Origin of the sequence: Gluconobacter potus (assembly GCF_015244705.1) — a bacterium.
Classification (GTDB): Bacteria; Pseudomonadota; Alphaproteobacteria; order Acetobacterales; family Acetobacteraceae; genus Gluconobacter; species Gluconobacter potus.
In genome coordinates this window covers 465,134-481,009 of the sequence record NZ_JABCQF010000002.1, presented here as the reverse complement: position 1 = coordinate 481,009, position 15,876 = coordinate 465,134, and the positions used below count along the sequence as shown (strand labels likewise).

Below are 15,876 nucleotides of genomic sequence, written 5' to 3'. Positions count from 1 at the left end.
GTCCTGCTGCCAGTTGGTTACGCCTTGATGAGCGTTCCCGGTCCGGCCCGTGTGAACAGCTCCAGAAGGCAGCTATGCGGCACGCGCCCGTCCAGAATGACGGCGGCTTTCGCTCCCTTGCGGACTGCCTCGAGGCAGGTCTCAACCTTGGGGATCATGCCGCCCGAAATCGACCCGTCCGCAATCCGGCGCATGGCCTCTTCCGCGCTTAGCTCTTCGATGAGCTTGCCGTTCTCGTCCAGCACACCCGGAACATCCGTAAGCATCAGCAGCCGCGACGCATGCACCGCACCGGCAATCGCGCCAGCCGCAGTGTCAGCGTTAATGTTGTAGGTCTCGCCGTCCTCGCCAACGCCCACAGGGGCGATCACGGGGATCAGCCCCGCGCCGAGCAGCGCGTACAGGACCCGCGGATCGATCTTTTCCGGCTGTCCGACAAATCCCAGATCAATGACCTTCTCGATCTCACTGTCCGGATCGCGCTTGGTACGCGTCAGACGACGTGCCTGGATCAGCCCGCCATCCTTGCCGGAAATGCCGACAGCCAAGGCTCCGGCCCGGTTGATCAGCTGCGCCACCTGCTTGTTGACGCTGCCGGACAGAACCATCTCGATCACATCGACCATGGACTTGTCGGTCACACGCAGCCCGTCGATGAACTCGGAGCGGATCTTCAGCCGGTCCAGCATGGCGCTGATCTGCGGCCCACCGCCATGCACCACAATCGGATTGATCCCGACCAGCTTGAGCAGGGAAATGTCATAGCCAAAGGCATGCGCCAGTTTGCCCTCGCCCATGGCATGACCACCATATTTGACGACAATCGTGTCCCCGGCATAGCGCCGCAGGAACGGCAGTGCGCTGGACAGAATGGCCGCCTGCTGCTGCGCTTCCTCCGCATTCACGACAGGCGCCACGTCCGGCAGCTTGTCGCTGTGCGTCCGGCTGTTGCTTTCAATGGGGGTCTTACTGGTCATGATCCGGACTGTCCTTCCCCTGACGTCTGGAGTGGCACGGCAAAACGGGCAATTTCTGCCCGCAGATCCTCGATCCCGAAACCGGTCTCGCTGCTGGTGGCAATAATGCGCGGATAGGCTGCGGCGTGCTTGAGCGCCAGAGCCTCGACTTCCGCAATTTTCGCCGCCAGCGCTTTCGGCTTCACCTGGTCGCATTTTGTCAGCACGATCTGGAACACCACGGCCGCGCGGTCCAGAAGCTCCATGACATCCTTGTCCGACGCCTTGAGTTCGATCCGTGCGTCCAGAAGCAGGATGACCCGCTCCAGCGTCGTCCGGCCGCGAAGATAGGCGAACATCATGTCCTGCCAGTCTTCCTTGACCGACTTCGCCGCCTTGGCGAACCCGTAGCCCGGCATGTCCACGAGAGACAGCCGGTCAGCCAGATTGAAGAAGTTGAGCTGCTTGGTCCGCCCCGGCTCGGAGGACGCCCGCGCCAGCGCACGACGCCCCGTCAGCGCATTGATGATGCTCGACTTGCCGACATTGGACCGGCCGGCAAACGCCACTTCGGGGCGGCCGACAGGCGGAAGCTGGTCGATCTTCTGTGAGCCGAAGAAGAATTCACATTCCCCTGCGAACAGAAGCCGCCCGTCCTCGATCTGGGCTTCGGTCGGAGGCCCCGGGATTTCTTTCATCATGCCTCTGCCTGGCCTCAGGTCCGCGATACCGGAACGGGCAGACCCGTCCGGCGCTGGATGAACATCTGCTGCGCAACTGTCAGCAGGTTATTCCAGGTGTAGTAGACCAGAAGACTGGCCGGGAAGCCGGACATGAAGAACACATAGACCAGCGGCATGAACTGCATCATCCGCGCCTGTGCCGGATCAAGGCTCGCCGTCGAGCTGGTCTGGCGCTGCAGCAGCCAGAACGTCAGGCCAAGCGCCGTACCCCAGATGCTGACATGCAGGAACGACGAGTAATGCGTCGGATCGAACGGCAGCAGTCCAAACAGGTTGAACACGTTCGTCGGGTCCGGCATCGACAGATCATGGATCCAGCCGAAGAACGGCGCATGACGCGCATCGATGCTGATGTTCAGGATCTTGTACAGGCAGAAGAAGATCGGCGCCTGGATCAGCATCGGCAGACAGCCGCTTGCCGGGCTCACCTTCTCTTCACGATACAGCGCCATGACCTTCTGGTTCATGGCCATCGGATCGTCCTTGTTCTTCTCCCGGATCTCCTTGACCTTCGGCGCCAGCAGACGCATCCGCGCCGAGGACTGGGCAGCCTTGGAGGCCAGCGGGAAGAGAACGATCTTGACGATCAGCGTCAGCGCCATCAGCGCCAGACCGAAATTGCCCAGATGCAGATACAGCCAGTGCAACAGCGTCAGAAGCGGACGGGTCAGAAAGCTGAACCAGCCAAAGTCGATCGCCTTGTCCAGATCCGGAATGCCAAGCTGCTTGCTGTAGCCCTGCAGCAGGCTGACGACCTTCGCACCGGCAAAGACATGGCTCTTCTCGGTGATGGACCCGTTCGGCATGATCTGCTGGGCGTTCTGGGTGGACATCCCCACCTGATACGACCCCGGCGTTCCTGGCACGTAAGCAAAGCTCGCCGCAACCGGCGTACCATCCGCAGGGGCCACGGCCGTCAGCCAGAACTTGTCGCTGATACCATCCCAGCCATTCGTACCCGTGGACGACCAGGACACGTGATCCGGATGGTCTGCCCCCTTGCGCAGGTTCTTATAGCTTTCGTCCTGCATCCGGCCGCCGATGACGGCGATTGGCCCTTCATGCGCGGTGAAAGCCCCTTCCGGCGCATCATAGTCACGCTGCACGCGCTCAAACGGCACCAGAGCCACCGGCTGACCCGAATGGTTCTCAACCGTCTGGCTCACGGCGAACATATAGTGCTCGTCCAGTGCGATCTGGATGGAGAACACCAGCCCCTGCCCGTTATCCCAGTGCAGCGTCACCGGATGATCCGGCGTCAGCGTCTCATCCGAGCTCTCCCAGACTGTGTTCAGGTCCGGCACGCGGGCATTGGAGCCCGGAGCATTCGTCCAGCCGATCACGACGAACGTGGGATGCGCACTCCCCGCCTTGTCCAGCAGCCGCACCAGCGGGCTGTCCTTGGCCAGGGTCTCGCGATATTTCGTGAGGATCAGATCATCCAGCACCGCACCCTTCAGGTTGAGGGAACCCTGCACATCCGGCCCCGTCACCGGAATGCGCCGCGCAGTCGCCTGCGTTTCGGCAGCAGCCTCGGCAGGTGGCGCAGCCGTGGTCGGCGCGCTGTTCTGAACCTGTGCTGCAGGCGCATGTGTGACGGGATGGGGATCGTCCTGATGGGGCTTCGGCATGAAATAGTCGAAACCGATCAGGATAAGGGCCGAGAGAAGTGTGGCCGCAATAATGCGTTTGGTGTCCATCGGGCGGATGCCGGTCTTTCGTCTCACTGAATAGGGCTTGCGCCTCAAGTGGCCGAAAACCGCATTCAAAACAATAGGCGGAGGGCTTTTTTAATGCCGGTGTGGCTTCGGAGGCAGGTCCACACCCCCTTCTGACCATGGATGACAGCGCCCGATCCTGCGCAGTGCAAGCCATCCCCCACGTACAGGCCCATGCTCACGAATGACCGTCAGCGCATAGGTGCTGCATGTCGGATCGAACCGGCAGTTCCTGCCGATAAACGGGCTGATGAAAAGCTTGTAGGCGTCGATGAGCGACAGCATCAGGGCCGTAACGGCTTTCCTGATCACGGACGCGATCATTTCGCCCGGTCCCGGCCTTTGGTGGAGGTCCCGCGGGGGCTTTCCCGGAAATTGACATCCAGCCCCTTGCGAAGGGCCTGACGCAGATCATCCTTGAGAAGGGAAAAATCGCGCTCCCGGGTCTTGTCCCGCCCAATGAGGACGAAATCGCCAGAAGGCAGACCGTCTTCCCGTGCAACGAGACGCAGGGCCTCGCGGAGGCGACGGCGGGTGCGGTTACGGATGACAGAATTACCGACTTTTTTCGTGACCGTGAAACCGACGCGGGTTTCGGTCGCTGTGTCATCCGGCAGGATCTGCACGACCATACCGGGAGTGGCGACCTTGCGCCCCTTCCCGGCCACACGCAGAAACTGCGGCCGTTTTTTCAAACGGTGCGGAGTGTGGCCTGTTGTATGGATCGTGCCGATCGGGTCAAACTCAGGCAGAGAGCTTCTTGCGACCCTTGGAGCGACGGTTGGCCAGTACGCGGCGGCCGCCGACGGTTTCGCTACGCGTACGGAAACCGTGACGACGCTTGCGAACCAGCTTGGAGGGTTGATACGTGCGCTTCATGACGTTGATCCTTAAAAACCAGGCGGACGCCTCAACTGCTGGACATCCGCGTCGATCGGGCGCACGAAACGCCCGGTGATTGAGACCCGGGCTTGTAAGCACGCAGGCCCCTTATGTCAATGCCAGACCTACAGGAACTTCAGCCCATGCCCGAGTCCAGCAATACTCTCCCCGCCAGCAACTCTCCCCAGGACGTCGCGACCTTCCGCCACGACATGCGCAACGCGCTCGCCCCTGCCCTGCTCTGTGCCGACATTCTCGGCACGCACAAGGACAAGGCGGTCCAGCAGAACGCAAAGACGATCGTCGATGCGCTGGAAAATGCCCTGAAGCTGCTGAAAAACTTTACTTCTTCTCGATAAGCTCGATCTTGTAGCCGTCGGGATCCTCGACGAACGCAATGATGATCGTTCCGAATTTCAGCGGACCAGCCTCACGTGTCACCTTACCGCCTCCGCTGCGGACCGTCTCCACAAGAGCGGCCACATCGGGCACGCCAATTGCGAAATGCCCGAAACCGGTGCCGACCTCATAGTCGGTTTCCTGGTCCCAGTTATAGGTCAGCTCGATCTCGGCCTGTCCGTGTTCGTTGTCATCGAATCCGATAAAAACGAGCGTATAACGCCCCTCGCGCACTTCCTTGCGGCGAAGTTCCTTCATCCCGAGCAGCTTGTAGAACGCCAGACTCCGGTCGATATCCCGGATTCTCACCATCGTATGCAGAAACGTGCTCATCACTTGTCCTTCAGATCTTCCGGCGTCAGCCCATACAGAAACAGCCCATAACGATCCGCCAGCTTCACACAGCCAGCAGGGTCCGTCATGAGGGTCACTCCGGGCTGGAACGCAACGCCCCGCAATCCGTTCCGGGCTGCATTCTCCAGCGTCTCCGGCCCGATCGTCGGCATGTCCGCCCGAAGGTCCTGCCCCGTCTTGGGCATTTTCACCAGAACGCCGCCACTTCCCGCCTGCATGAGCCGCCCACAGCGCCCCAGCATGGCATCCGTCCCTTCCAGAGCCTCGACTGCCAGCACGAGACCGTTCTGGACAACACATCCCTGACCAATGTCCAAGGTTGCCATGACCTTCAGGACTTCGACACCCCGGGCGATATCCTGTTTGGCCTGGGCGTCGGGAAGGACGCGACCGAGAGTTCCGGAGCGGCCAGTGGCATGTTCGAGGAACTCGTGGGCGCCACGGACATGGAAACCTTCCTCACCGAGGACACGGACGACGGCTCCGAGCAATCCGTCATCGCCCGAGAAGATGGCACGGCCCAGCCTGGCGAGGATACGCGCGCCTTCGGCATCGGGACGCAGGTCACGCCATGCGGGACGACGCACCGGCCCGATCAGGACCAGTTCGCGGCAGTTGTTCCGTTTGAGAGCACCCAGAATGTCTCCGGCAGCAGCAAGACGGATGATTTCATGCGGGTAGGATTCGAGAAGCGCACGATCGGCGAAATCCCGGAACCCGATAACAAAAACCTTGCGTCCCTTGGCGATGGCTGCTGCGGCGACCTGCGCGGGAAGCGGTCCCGAGCCTGCCAGAATGCCGATGCAACCACGATCCCCCACGATCAGGCGCCTTCGGTTTCGGACTGTCCTTCCTGACGCGCAACGCGGGTCAGGCCTCGACGGCTGGGAGCCTCCATGAAGTCCAGCATCTCGGCGATGCGGGGGAGATGCCCGTATTCCTGACGGACTTCGGCGATCCGGGTTTCCAGAACGGACTCCGTCGCACCATGACGCGGATAAAGCGTCCGGAAGGCGCGTCGCATGGCCTGCATTTCCTCCGGACCAACGCCAGAGCGCTTCAGGCCGATCCAGTTCAGTCCGACCAGACGGGCGCGATTCCCCAGAACGCTTCCGTAAGGAATAACGTCCATTTCCACACCGCAGACACCGCCAACAACGGCACCACGGCCGATCCGGACGAACTGGTGCAGCGCGGCCGAGCCCATGATCTTGGCGTCATCGTCGATCTCAACATGGCCACCCATGACGACATTGTTGACGATGATGACACGGTCACCGAGGACGCAGTCATGGGCGACGTGTGAATTGGCCATGATCAGGCAGTTCGCGCCGATCCGCGTCAGGGCATGCCCCTGCGCGGTGCCACGATGAATCGTCACGTTTTCACGAATGACGGTATTGGCCCCGACCTCGCACAGTGTCGGCTCGCCAGCGTATTTGAGGTCCTGCGGCGCCAGACCGATCGTCACGAACGGATAGACCTCCACGCCTTCACGCAGGGTCGTGTAGCCATCCACGAGAACGGACGCATGCAGACAGACCCCGTCACCGATCGTGACATTGGGACCGACCAGGCACCAGGGGCCAATGCGCACGTTTTCGCCAATGCGCGCGCGCGGGTCGACGATGGCGGTCGCATGGATTTCGGCGGTTTCGGGGCGCTTGCCTGCCATCTGCATCAGGGTCAACCCATGATCATCGCACTGAAGGTCGCTTCGGCAACGGCGACATCGTCCACGCGGGCCACACCCTTGAACTTCCAGACATTGGCGCGGGAGCGTTCCTTGTCGACATGGATCCGGAGCTGGTCACCAGGGCCGACCGGGCGACGGAATTTCGCATTTTCGATCGTCATGAAATAGACCAGCTTGCCTTCAAACGCCTTGCCCAGCGTCATGACCACCAGCGTCGCTGCCGTCTGGGCCATGGCCTCGACGATCAGCACGCCCGGCATGACGGGGTGAGACGGGAAATGTCCCTGGAAGAACGGCTCGTTGACCGTCACGTTCTTGATGCCGATGGCGGACTGCCCGGCATGGATCTCGACCATCTTGTCGATCAGCAGAAACGGATAGCGATGCGGGATCGACTGCATGATCTTCAGGATGTCGATGCTCTGCGGAACCTGATGGCTGTCAGCAGCGGCGTCTGTCGCGGGAGTCATCTGTTCGGCTGGAGCGTCCACTCGGTCCATCGTTTCACCATGCCCTTCAAGCGGTGTTGTCTGTCAGTCGCTGCCCTGTGGCAGCACGAATGGCTTCCCTTAGCAAACCTGCGGGGGAGTTACCATCCGCGCCGCAGGACTGCTAGTCCCCGCTTTTACGCGAAAGTTTCCGCAAGGTGGCAACATTACGAAAAAATTCGCGGAACGGCATCGCGGGACTGCCGATAACGTCGGCGCCGGCATCCACATCCGACATGACGCCACACTGGGCGCCGATCCGGGCCTTCGCACCGATCTTGATATGTCCGATCAGGCCGGCCTGCGCAGCAATGGTGACGAAATCACCCAGTTCCGTCGAGCCGGAAATCCCGGCCTGCGAGACGACGATGCAGCAGCGCCCCAGACGGGCATTGTGGCCGATCTGCACGAGATTATCGATCCGGGTTCCGGCTCCGATCAGGGTGTCACGCATGGAACCACGGTCGATGGTGGAGTTCGCCCCCACTTCCACACCATCTTCCAACACGACGAGCCCGAGCTGGGGAACCGTTTCAAAACCTTCGGGGCCGACGGCGAACCCGAAACCATCCTGACCGATACGCACACCGGGATAGAGCGTGACGCGATCTCCGATCCGGGCATGGGAGATCGCGGCATGGGCCCCGATACGGCAACGCTCACCAATCTCGACGCTCTGGCCGATGCTGGCATGGCTTGCGACAATGCTGTCACGACCGATACGAACGCCGCTGCTAATGACGGCGAAAGGACCGATCTCGACGTTTTCGCCAATTTCGGCGTCTTCCGCGATCCAGGCACTCGGATGGCGGACACCCGTGGAAGCAGGTGCCGGATGGAACAGCGTGGCCACACGTGCCCAGGCCAGATAAGGCGCCTTGCAGGCCAGCCCCGCCGTATCGGGCGGCAGCTTGTCAGTGAAGGCCGGGGAGAGAATGACCGCTCCGGCCTTCGTTTCCGCCAGAAGCGGCAGGTAGCGGCGATTATCGAGGAAGCTGATTTCATCCGGTCCTGCAACATGCAGGGGCGCAACGCCACGGAACTCGGACAGTCCCTTCCCTGATGCGGCCGGAATGATGTCGCTTCCCGAGACCTCTGCCAGCCGTTCCAGACCGAAAGGTCCGGAACGCTGGAAGAAACGGCTGTCGCCCGGGCGACTTTCGTTTGCTGTCATGTCAGACACGGCCCGGCGCCTCAGTGATGCTGACGCAGAACGGACTCGCTCGGTGCAGACGCCGGAGCCTGTTGGGGTCCGGGAGCCTGCGGTCCCTGGGCCTGCCGCTGTTCGTCAGCCGTGGTGGGCATCTTGCCGGAGCGGGCGAGCTGCTCGGGGTCCACGCCATCATCGGGAATGAAGACATGCGGCAGCGTCTTGTTGAGCTGCGTGCCGACTTCCTCGGTGATGTCCTGACCGCCGACATGAAGCACGACCTGCTCTGCATGCAGGATCAGGTTCATGTTGTGGGCAGCAGCAACGGCGGCGATGATGCCGTTCGGCTCTTCCAGCTCACGCTCGATCTGGTGCATGGCAACCTGTGCCGCTTCCTGGATGATGCGGGCCTGATTGCCGAAATCGTGCTGATCCTTGGCGCGACGTTCCTGCAGGTGACGTTCGCGCAGCTGGATCTGGTCGGACGTCAGGCTGCGGGCCTGGGCCTGAAGCTTCTGCTGCTCGCCACGCCAGGCGGCTTCCTCACGCTGCACAGCCTGTGCCAGACGGTCACGGCGGGCACCCAGAACCTGCTGGATTTCCTGCCAGGCGCTGGAAATCTGCATGACGGCCTGGACATTGATCACGCCAATGACGGCAGCCGGCGGCGGAGAGGCCTTTGCGATGCTCGGGGGAGCCGGGATCGGCGGCAGCGGCAGGATCGGCGGAGCCTGCTGCTGTTCGGCCGGTGCAGAGTCTTCTTCCTCATCCGGCGCGGCTTCCGGAACGCGGCGCTGGACAGGGCGCGGCGGAGGGGCGTCAGGATGAGCAGCCTTGGGAACGAACCAGCCACCATTGCCGCCGGAAGCCTGGGCATGGGCGCCCGGAGCGGAGACAAGAATCGTCGCTGCCAGAAGCGCGCCGGCCGAAACCGTGCGCATCAGGGAATTGAGGGTCATGACCACCTCTTGGCAAGGGGTTGAGAAACAGGACGGCAAGGTCTCGAACAGTTCAGAACTGCTGGCCAAAACCGAAACGCAGCGGATAGAGACGGTCACCATGTTCCTTGCGGATCGGCACGGCGCCATCGATGTTGACGAGGCCGAACGGGCTCTTCCAGGACACACCGAGACCGCCGGAAACACGCGGGATCAGGTTGTCACCGGTGATCGGGGTGTAGTTGTCGCCGTCATTCGTGCGGTTCGTATAGAGATGCTTGACGCGCAGGCCTGCGAGACTGCCGGCATCAATGAAGCCACGACCCGAGATTCCGAGATCATCACCCATGGGCAGCGGGAAGTTGAGCTGTGCAGAGGCCGTGTACATGAAGCGACCGCCGAGCAGATCTTCCTGGCCCTGGGCCGGGATATAGACACCGTTGATCTTGAGATGGCCTGAACGCGGACCGACACCACCCTGGAGGAAGCCTCGCAGGTTTTCACCACCAAGATAGAAGTTATCGATGATGTTGCGGTTTCCGCTCGAGCTCCAGTCACCCATGTAACCGACGCCGCCCTTGAACTGGAACGTCCAGTCATGGTTTCCGGTCAGGTCATCAAGCGGCACATAATAGGCGCCGTCCGCCTTCACGCGGGCATATTTCGAGTTACCACCAAGACCAGCAAAATCACCACCGACCTTGAACATGTAACCCGAGTGCGGCTTGGTTCTCTGATCACGACGGTCATAGGTCACAGACGTGCTGATCTGCGAGAGCAGCGACCAGCCGGCCGACTGCTGGACGTAAATCGACGGAACGTACTGGATCAGGCTCGGATCTTCGGCGACGGCAGCAGCGTCGTAGAAGTTGCCGACCTGACGGTCAACGAGCGTATAGTTCCAGGACTGCGACAGGTATCGGTTATAGGCATAACCCAGACGCAGGCTCATGCCGTACTGGGATTCCTTATAGCTCTGATACGTCTGGTAGTTGTTCTGGATGAAGTAGAAATCCGCACCGGCCACAAGGTTACGATTCAGGAAGTACGGATCGGTAATGGAGATGTCGGCCTGCTTTTCATAGTAAGCGACCGTTCCGGAAATACCGGCGTCCACACCCGTTCCGAGCAGGTTATGCTGCTTGATCGCGGCGTTACCGAGAATACCGACGTCCGTCGAGTAACCGCCACCCAGGGAGAACTCACCGGTCGGCTTTTCAACCACGTTCGCGGACACGTTCACACGGTCAGGTGCAGATCCCTGTGTCTGATCGACGGAGACCGAACTGAAATATCCGAGGTCCTGAAGACCAAGCTTGGAATACTTGCGATCGAACGGTGTGTACGGGTCCCCTTCGGCCATCGGCAGGTTCCGGCGGATCACATCATCATGGGTGATGGTATTGCCGTTGATGTCGATACGCTCAACATAGACATGCGGCCCCTCTGTCACATCGAACAGCAGGTCAACAACGTGCTTTTCCGGATTTCGGGCGATTTCCGAACGGACCATGGCGAACGGGTGACCGGTGGCCTGCAACCATTCCTGCATGTTCTTCGTGTTGTTCTGGATCGCCGTGCCGTCATAGATCTGATGCGGGAACAGCTCGACATGCGGGCGCAGCATCTCGGGCGTCACATGACGCACGCTGGAGCGCACATCCATCTTGCCCAGACGGTAGCGGTCGCCCTCATGCACGGTGAAGGTGATGTAGAACGACTTGTGATCAGGAGCCAGCTCACCCGTGGCATCCACCATATGGAAATCGACGAAGCCGTTATGCAGGTAAAAGCGACGCAGCAGCTCTGCATCGTACTTCACGCGCTCGGGGTTGTATTCATCCGAGGACGAGAAGAAACGGTACCAGATCGTCTCCTTGGACGAGATGACCTGGGAGAGGCGTGCTTCGCTGAAGGCATGGTTGCCGACGAAAACGATTTTCTTGATGAGCGTCTGCTGGGCTTCATTGATGTTGAAGACCACGTCCACACGGTTGTGGGACAGCTTGACGATCTGGGGCGTGACGGTCGCGCCGAAGCGGGCCTTGCCGGCATACTGGTTCAGGATCTTCTGGCGGTCGGCGGCAGTCGTCTGCGACGAGAACACTGCGCGGGGACGCAGGCTGATTTCCTTACGGAGATCCTCGTCCTTCAGCGCATGGTTGCCCTCGAACACGATGCGGTTGACGATCGGGTTCTCGACCAGGTCAACCAGAAGCGTGTTGCCATCACGGTGCAGCGTCACGTCCTTGAACAGACCCGTGGCGTAAAGCGTCTTCAGCGAGCGGTCGAGGTCATCCTGATTAAACGTGTCACCTGGCTGGGCGACCATGTAGGACAGCACCGTGCTCGTCTCGATACGGGTGTTTCCCTTTACCGAGATGGCCTGAATGATGTTTCCACCGGGGGCTGATGCCGGGGCCTGATGACGAACGGAACGCGCTTGAGCCGTTCCGAGGACGACGGGCAGCAGACAGGCTGATGCGAGAAGCACCAGACGCTTGTTCGAAGACCGGGAACCTCTTGACCGTGATCCTGACAAACCGGCTTTCCTTGTAACATATTTTTTGCAGGCGCCTGACACGTTACGCCATTGGCGGAGGTATCCGATAACCCCTGTCCCGCGCAAGATGCCCTGACGTGTTCAACTGTATCACAAGTCTTTTCAGAATATTTAGCTTACTGCGTGAAAGAGCCAGTGGAACAGTCCGATGTTGGTCAGATCGTTGACCGTTGAAAAGAGGAAAAGAGCGCCGATCAGAGCCATTCCGACCTGCATGCTCACTTCCTGCACCCTGCGTGAAACCGGGCGGCCGCGGATCGCCTCGCAGATATAGAACACGAGACGCCCCCCATCGAGCACGGGAATTGGGAAAAGATTGATCAGCCCAAGATTGATCGAAAGCAGCGCCATGAAGGAAATGATGCTGGCCAGACCGTAGCTGGCGACCTGGCCGGAGAGCTGCGCGATGCGAATCGTCCCCCCCAGCTCCTTCGCACTCCGTTGCCCGCTGAGGATCTGCCAGACGCCCTGAAGCGTCATGACCGATTTGTCCCAGGTCTCCTGCATCCCCATGATGAAGGCCGACGGCAGGGAAACGGGACGTCCCCTCGAGATGGCGAACGCTACGCCGAGGCTGCCCATGTCGTGGCCACCATTCTTCAGGGTGTCGAGCGTGACCGGCAGGCTGAGATCTTCCGTGCCACGATGGATACCCAGAACCGTCTGCTGGCCGGGATGGGACGCGACGGTCGCCATGACATCCTCGGCACCAAGGATATGCGTATTGCCAATCCGGGTAATCACGTCACCAGGCTTTACGCCCGCACGGTCCGCCGGACTTCCGGCCGTGACCTGCGAGATATCCCCGTGGATCTCGGGCTTGCCCACCACGGCGAACAGCACCGTGAAGGCCAGGATCGCGAAGATGAAATTGAAGACCGGCCCCATGAGGATGACGATAGCCCGGGAGCCTACGGGCTTGTCATGGAAAGTCCGGCCCGGAATCCAGGCGGCTTTCTGTTCGTCGGTTGCATCTTCCGGACCTTCAAAGCCGTGCGGCTTGACGAACCCGCCCAGGGGAATGGCACTGATGCGCCATTCCGTGCCCGAGCGATCGTGCCAGCGATGCAAAGCAGGGCCGAAACCGATGGAAAAGGTATCGACCTTCACACCACGCCAGCGCGCCGCGAGGTAATGCCCGAGTTCATGGATGAAGACGAGGATCCCCAGAATCAGGACATAGGCCAGAATGGTCCGCAGAAGATCATGCATTCAGGGCGTTCTCGCTCACGTCGTTTCGCAGCCCCCCACTCTGCCGCAGGATATGGGCTTCGGCGAGGGCCCTGCCCCGCGCGTCCCAGTGCAGCACGTCATCGAGGGTCCTGAGTTCCGGATTTTCATCCATAGCCTGCAGCGCAGCGTCGATTGTCTCGCCGATACCGAGGAAGCCGATGCGCCGGTTGAGGAACGCATCCACGGCAACTTCGTTCGCGGCGGAGAAAACGGCTGGTGCCGCGCCACCGGCCCGGAGAACCTGGCGGGCAAGGCGCAGGGGGGCGAAGCGCACTTCATCCGGCGCTTCGAACTCCAGACGGCCATAGGCGGCAAGATCAAGACGCTCGCAGGGTGTCACCATGCGCTTCGGCCAAGCGAGCGTATGGGCGATGGGAATGCGCATGTCGGCAGAGCCCATCTGGGAGACGAGGCTGCCATCCCGAAACTGTACCAGACCATGTACGACCGACTGCGGGTGAACCAGAACGTCGATCCGGTCTTCGGTCAGGCCAAAGAGACGGGCCGCCTCAATGACTTCCAGACCCTTGTTCGCCATTGAGGCGGAATCGATTGTGATCTTCGCGCCCATCGTCCAGGTTGGATGCTTCAGGGCCTTTTCCGGAGTAGCAGCGCGCATTTCCTCGATCGAGGATTTACGGAACGGCCCGCCGGAAGCCGTCAGAATGATTTTCTCGACGCTGTCCATGTCGCAGGCGCCGAGGGACTGGGCGATGGCGTTATGTTCCGAATCGACAGGGAGCAGCGTGGCACCCGCTTCGGCCACCGCGCGAAGCATGACGTCGCCTGCACAGACAAGCGCTTCCTTGTTTGCGAGCGCCACGGCATGACCGTTGCGGGCGGCAGCGAGCGTGGGTTCGAGGCCCGCGGCGCCCGTAATGGCTGCCATGGTCCAGTCGGCTTCCATGGCGCCGGCCTCGATGACGGCCTGACGGCCAGCCGCGGTCCGGATGCCTGTCCCGGCGAGGCAGGATTTCAGCTCTTCGTGACGGCTTTCGTCATGAATGACGGCGACTTCCGCGTTCAGGCGACGGGCCTGTTCGGCCAGCAGCGCGGCGTTGCATCCGCCGACAAGGGCCCGCACCTCGATCTCATCCGGAATCCGGGCAAGAAGGTCGACCGTTGAAGTTCCGATACTGCCGGTGCTGCCGAGCACCGTAATGCGGCGGCGTGTTGGGCGCGCAGAACCGTCAGTCATGAGAAGAACTCCCCTGAAGAATGGGTGGGTGTGCAGAACCGCCAGTCAGATCTGCAGGCAGGATGGACCAGAAAGGCTGCGCGGCAACCGCGAGCGAAAGCAGGGCTGCGGCAGGTGCCGCGGCGAGAAGGCCGTCAAAGCGGTCCAGAAGACCGCCATGTCCGGGAATCAGACGGCCTGAATCCTTGACGCCGAGACGACGCTTGGCCGCGCTTTCCAGAAGGTCACCGCTCTGGGAAAACACACTCAGGACAGCGCCGCAGACCAGGCCGCCAAGCTGGGTGCCCGGAACGGTCAGCCAGGCGACCAGACTACCAGCCAGCGCCGCCCCCACAAGGCCGCCGATTGCGCCGGAGCGTGTCTTGCCCGGTGAAATCGAAGGAGCCAGCTTCGGGCCGCCGAAAATACGACCGGCCAGATAGGCGAAACTGTCGCTCGCGACCACAACGGAGATGACGAACAGAACGGACGCCATGCCAAGCGGCAGGTGCCGCAGCCACAGGAGCGACAGGCCCCCGATGATGGCAACAACGACAGGAACGCTGGCCGGAAAACCGAAGATCAGGGTGGGCCAGATCATCCAGAAGGCGGCGCTCCACTCCCCTTTCAGGGCTGCCAGACCGGCGATGACGGGCCAGGCGAGCAGAAGGGCGCCGCGCCATGTCTTGAGGGGCTGGCGGATAAGGGTTTCGCCCTCCCAGGCCAGACCGAACATCGCCAGCAGGATCAGGGCGTCATAGACCGGACCACCCTGCCAGATGCAGAACGCCGCAACCGGGATCAGGACCGCAGCGGACAGCAGGCGCAGGCGCAGGTCAGACCATCTGGAGGAGGCACTCATGCGGGGCGGCCACCAAACCTGCGCTGGCGGCTCGCAAAGCGCGAGAGGGCTTCGAGAAACTCGACTTCGCCAAAATCGGGCCAGAGCACATCCATGAAAACCAGCTCTGCATAGGCGCTCTGCCAGAGCAGGAAATTGGACAGGCGACACTCGCCACTGGTGCGGATGACCAGATCGGGATCGGGCATGTCGGAAGTCTGGAGCGCATCGTCGAGCATGGCTTCGCTGATGCTTTCGGCCGCGATTTTTCCGGCAACGGCATCTTCAGCCAGCCGGCGGGCAGCCTGCACGATATCCGCGCGGCCACCATAGGACAGCGCGAGCGTGAGGGTCAGGGTCGTATTGTGGAGCGTCAGGGCTTCGGCGCGGCGCAGTTCTTCGCGCAGGGAACCCTCGAAGCGCTCGGGCTCACCGATAATCCGCAGTCGCACGCCCTGGGCATGAAGCTCGTTGATCTTGTGACGCAGATAGAAGCGCAGCAGAGATGTCAGATCCCCGACTTCCTCTGCGGAGCGGCGCCAGTTTTCCGACGAGAACGCATAGAGCGTCAGGTATCGCACGCCCTGCCGGATGGCCGTACGGACGCATTGCTGTACGGATTCCGCACCCTGACGGTGCCCTGCGGCCACAGGGAGTTTGCGCGCGCGGGCCCAGCGGCCGTTCCCGTCCATGATCATGGCGATATGGACGGGAACGACGCTCACGCCGCCCCCGGAT

General features: G+C 61.4%; 18 protein-coding genes. 1 reads left to right on the top strand and 17 read right to left on the bottom strand.

The genetic code is table 11. From position 1 onward, the window contains the following. Positions 1 to 17: 17 nt before the first annotated feature. From argB to rpmH, 6 genes are all read right to left on the bottom strand, one after another. Positions 18 to 977: an acetylglutamate kinase gene (gene argB / locus HKD31_RS06325; protein ID WP_228120260.1), complete on the bottom strand. Its 960-nt coding sequence runs from the start codon at positions 975 to 977 to the stop codon at positions 18 to 20. Continuing rightward, the gene (yihA, locus tag HKD31_RS06320; RefSeq protein WP_024716842.1) at positions 974 to 1,654 is read right to left on the bottom strand and encodes a ribosome biogenesis GTP-binding protein YihA/YsxC; all 681 of its coding nucleotides are present in this window, start codon (positions 1,652 to 1,654) and stop codon (positions 974 to 976) included. Before yihA ends, argB begins: the two co-directional genes overlap by 4 nt. Positions 1,655 to 1,671: 17 nt before the next feature. After that, positions 1,672 to 3,399, bottom strand: coding sequence for a membrane protein insertase YidC (gene yidC, locus HKD31_RS06315; RefSeq protein WP_194264459.1), 1,728 nt, complete (start codon positions 3,397 to 3,399; stop codon positions 1,672 to 1,674). Between the two features lie 90 nt (positions 3,400 to 3,489). After that, complete coding sequence (gene yidD / locus HKD31_RS06310) at positions 3,490 to 3,741, bottom strand: membrane protein insertion efficiency factor YidD (protein WP_034953791.1); 252 nt, start codon at positions 3,739 to 3,741, stop codon at positions 3,490 to 3,492. Continuing rightward, positions 3,738 to 4,112, bottom strand: coding sequence for a ribonuclease P protein component (rnpA, locus tag HKD31_RS06305; protein WP_228120259.1), 375 nt, complete (start codon positions 4,110 to 4,112; stop codon positions 3,738 to 3,740). The genes yidD and rnpA overlap by 4 nt, the downstream gene beginning before the upstream one ends. Before the next feature lie 49 nt (positions 4,113 to 4,161). Continuing rightward, entirely contained in the window at positions 4,162 to 4,296 is a 135-nt protein-coding gene (gene rpmH / locus HKD31_RS06300; RefSeq protein ID WP_011253345.1) for a 50S ribosomal protein L34, read from the bottom strand. Between the two features lie 146 nt (positions 4,297 to 4,442). On the opposite strand from rpmH, the gene HKD31_RS06295 reads away from it, so the two are divergent. Continuing rightward, positions 4,443 to 4,658 (top strand): hypothetical protein, encoded by a 216-nt coding sequence (locus HKD31_RS06295; RefSeq protein ID WP_226986562.1) that lies wholly within the window; start codon positions 4,443 to 4,445, stop codon positions 4,656 to 4,658. Here the strand turns inward: HKD31_RS06295 and gloA are convergent. The 11 genes from gloA to uppS form a co-directional block, all read right to left on the bottom strand. Further along, a complete protein-coding gene (gene gloA, locus HKD31_RS06290) occupies positions 4,642 to 5,031 on the bottom strand; it encodes a lactoylglutathione lyase (RefSeq protein ID WP_011253344.1) in 390 nt (129 codons plus the stop codon). The two genes, HKD31_RS06295 and gloA, sit on opposite strands and share 17 nt — an antisense overlap. After that, on the bottom strand, positions 5,031 to 5,873 hold the full coding sequence (locus tag HKD31_RS06285) for a UDP-2,3-diacylglucosamine diphosphatase LpxI domain-containing protein (RefSeq protein ID WP_194264140.1): 843 nt from the start codon (positions 5,871 to 5,873) through the stop codon (positions 5,031 to 5,033). The genes gloA and HKD31_RS06285 overlap by 1 nt, the downstream gene beginning before the upstream one ends. Before the next feature lie 2 nt (positions 5,874 to 5,875). Beyond that, a complete protein-coding gene (gene lpxA, locus HKD31_RS06280) occupies positions 5,876 to 6,733 on the bottom strand; it encodes an acyl-ACP--UDP-N-acetylglucosamine O-acyltransferase (RefSeq protein WP_194264461.1) in 858 nt (285 codons plus the stop codon). 5 nt (positions 6,734 to 6,738) lie between these two features. Next, positions 6,739 to 7,248 (bottom strand): 3-hydroxyacyl-ACP dehydratase FabZ, encoded by a 510-nt coding sequence (gene fabZ / locus HKD31_RS06275; RefSeq protein ID WP_011253341.1) that lies wholly within the window; start codon positions 7,246 to 7,248, stop codon positions 6,739 to 6,741. A 112-nt stretch (positions 7,249 to 7,360) separates the two neighbouring features. Beyond that, positions 7,361 to 8,410, bottom strand: coding sequence for a UDP-3-O-(3-hydroxymyristoyl)glucosamine N-acyltransferase (gene lpxD / locus HKD31_RS06270; RefSeq protein ID WP_194264462.1), 1,050 nt, complete (start codon positions 8,408 to 8,410; stop codon positions 7,361 to 7,363). 20 nt (positions 8,411 to 8,430) lie between these two features. Next, positions 8,431 to 9,345, bottom strand: a complete 915-nt coding sequence (locus HKD31_RS06265) for an OmpH family outer membrane protein (RefSeq protein WP_172492967.1) — start codon at positions 9,343 to 9,345, stop codon at positions 8,431 to 8,433. A 52-nt stretch (positions 9,346 to 9,397) separates the two neighbouring features. After that, positions 9,398 to 11,866, bottom strand: coding sequence for an outer membrane protein assembly factor BamA (gene bamA, locus HKD31_RS06260; protein WP_062495887.1), 2,469 nt, complete (start codon positions 11,864 to 11,866; stop codon positions 9,398 to 9,400). Between the two features lie 132 nt (positions 11,867 to 11,998). Further along, positions 11,999 to 13,099 (bottom strand): RIP metalloprotease RseP, encoded by a 1,101-nt coding sequence (gene rseP, locus HKD31_RS06255; RefSeq protein WP_194264141.1) that lies wholly within the window; start codon positions 13,097 to 13,099, stop codon positions 11,999 to 12,001. After that, positions 13,092 to 14,318, bottom strand: coding sequence for a 1-deoxy-D-xylulose-5-phosphate reductoisomerase (gene dxr, locus HKD31_RS06250; protein WP_194264142.1), 1,227 nt, complete (start codon positions 14,316 to 14,318; stop codon positions 13,092 to 13,094). Before dxr ends, rseP begins: the two co-directional genes overlap by 8 nt. Then, positions 14,311 to 15,159: a phosphatidate cytidylyltransferase gene (locus tag HKD31_RS06245; RefSeq protein ID WP_194264143.1), complete on the bottom strand. Its 849-nt coding sequence runs from the start codon at positions 15,157 to 15,159 to the stop codon at positions 14,311 to 14,313. The genes dxr and HKD31_RS06245 overlap by 8 nt, the downstream gene beginning before the upstream one ends. Beyond that, positions 15,156 to 15,863: a polyprenyl diphosphate synthase gene (gene uppS, locus HKD31_RS06240; protein ID WP_011253334.1), complete on the bottom strand. Its 708-nt coding sequence runs from the start codon at positions 15,861 to 15,863 to the stop codon at positions 15,156 to 15,158. The genes HKD31_RS06245 and uppS overlap by 4 nt, the downstream gene beginning before the upstream one ends. Positions 15,864 to 15,876: the final 13 nt, after the last annotated feature.

Coding starts and splice junctions, on each gene's coding strand:
- argB (WP_228120260.1), bottom strand. CDS start 977: ATGACCAGTAAGACCCCCATTGAAAGCAACAGCCGGACGCACAGCGAC.
- yihA (WP_024716842.1), bottom strand. CDS start 1,654: ATGAAAGAAATCCCGGGGCCTCCGACCGAAGCCCAGATCGAGGACGGG.
- yidC (WP_194264459.1), bottom strand. CDS start 3,399: ATGGACACCAAACGCATTATTGCGGCCACACTTCTCTCGGCCCTTATC.
- yidD (WP_034953791.1), bottom strand. CDS start 3,741: ATGATCGCGTCCGTGATCAGGAAAGCCGTTACGGCCCTGATGCTGTCG.
- rpmH (WP_011253345.1), bottom strand. CDS start 4,296: ATGAAGCGCACGTATCAACCCTCCAAGCTGGTTCGCAAGCGTCGTCAC.
- HKD31_RS06295 (WP_226986562.1), top strand. CDS start 4,443: ATGCCCGAGTCCAGCAATACTCTCCCCGCCAGCAACTCTCCCCAGGAC.
- gloA (WP_011253344.1), bottom strand. CDS start 5,031: ATGAGCACGTTTCTGCATACGATGGTGAGAATCCGGGATATCGACCGG.
- lpxA (WP_194264461.1), bottom strand. CDS start 6,733: ATGCAGATGGCAGGCAAGCGCCCCGAAACCGCCGAAATCCATGCGACC.
- fabZ (WP_011253341.1), bottom strand. CDS start 7,248: ATGGACCGAGTGGACGCTCCAGCCGAACAGATGACTCCCGCGACAGAC.
- lpxD (WP_194264462.1), bottom strand. CDS start 8,410: ATGACAGCAAACGAAAGTCGCCCGGGCGACAGCCGTTTCTTCCAGCGT.
- HKD31_RS06265 (WP_172492967.1), bottom strand. CDS start 9,345: ATGACCCTCAATTCCCTGATGCGCACGGTTTCGGCCGGCGCGCTTCTG.
- rseP (WP_194264141.1), bottom strand. CDS start 13,099: ATGCATGATCTTCTGCGGACCATTCTGGCCTATGTCCTGATTCTGGGG.
- dxr (WP_194264142.1), bottom strand. CDS start 14,318: ATGACTGACGGTTCTGCGCGCCCAACACGCCGCCGCATTACGGTGCTC.
- HKD31_RS06245 (WP_194264143.1), bottom strand. CDS start 15,159: ATGAGTGCCTCCTCCAGATGGTCTGACCTGCGCCTGCGCCTGCTGTCC.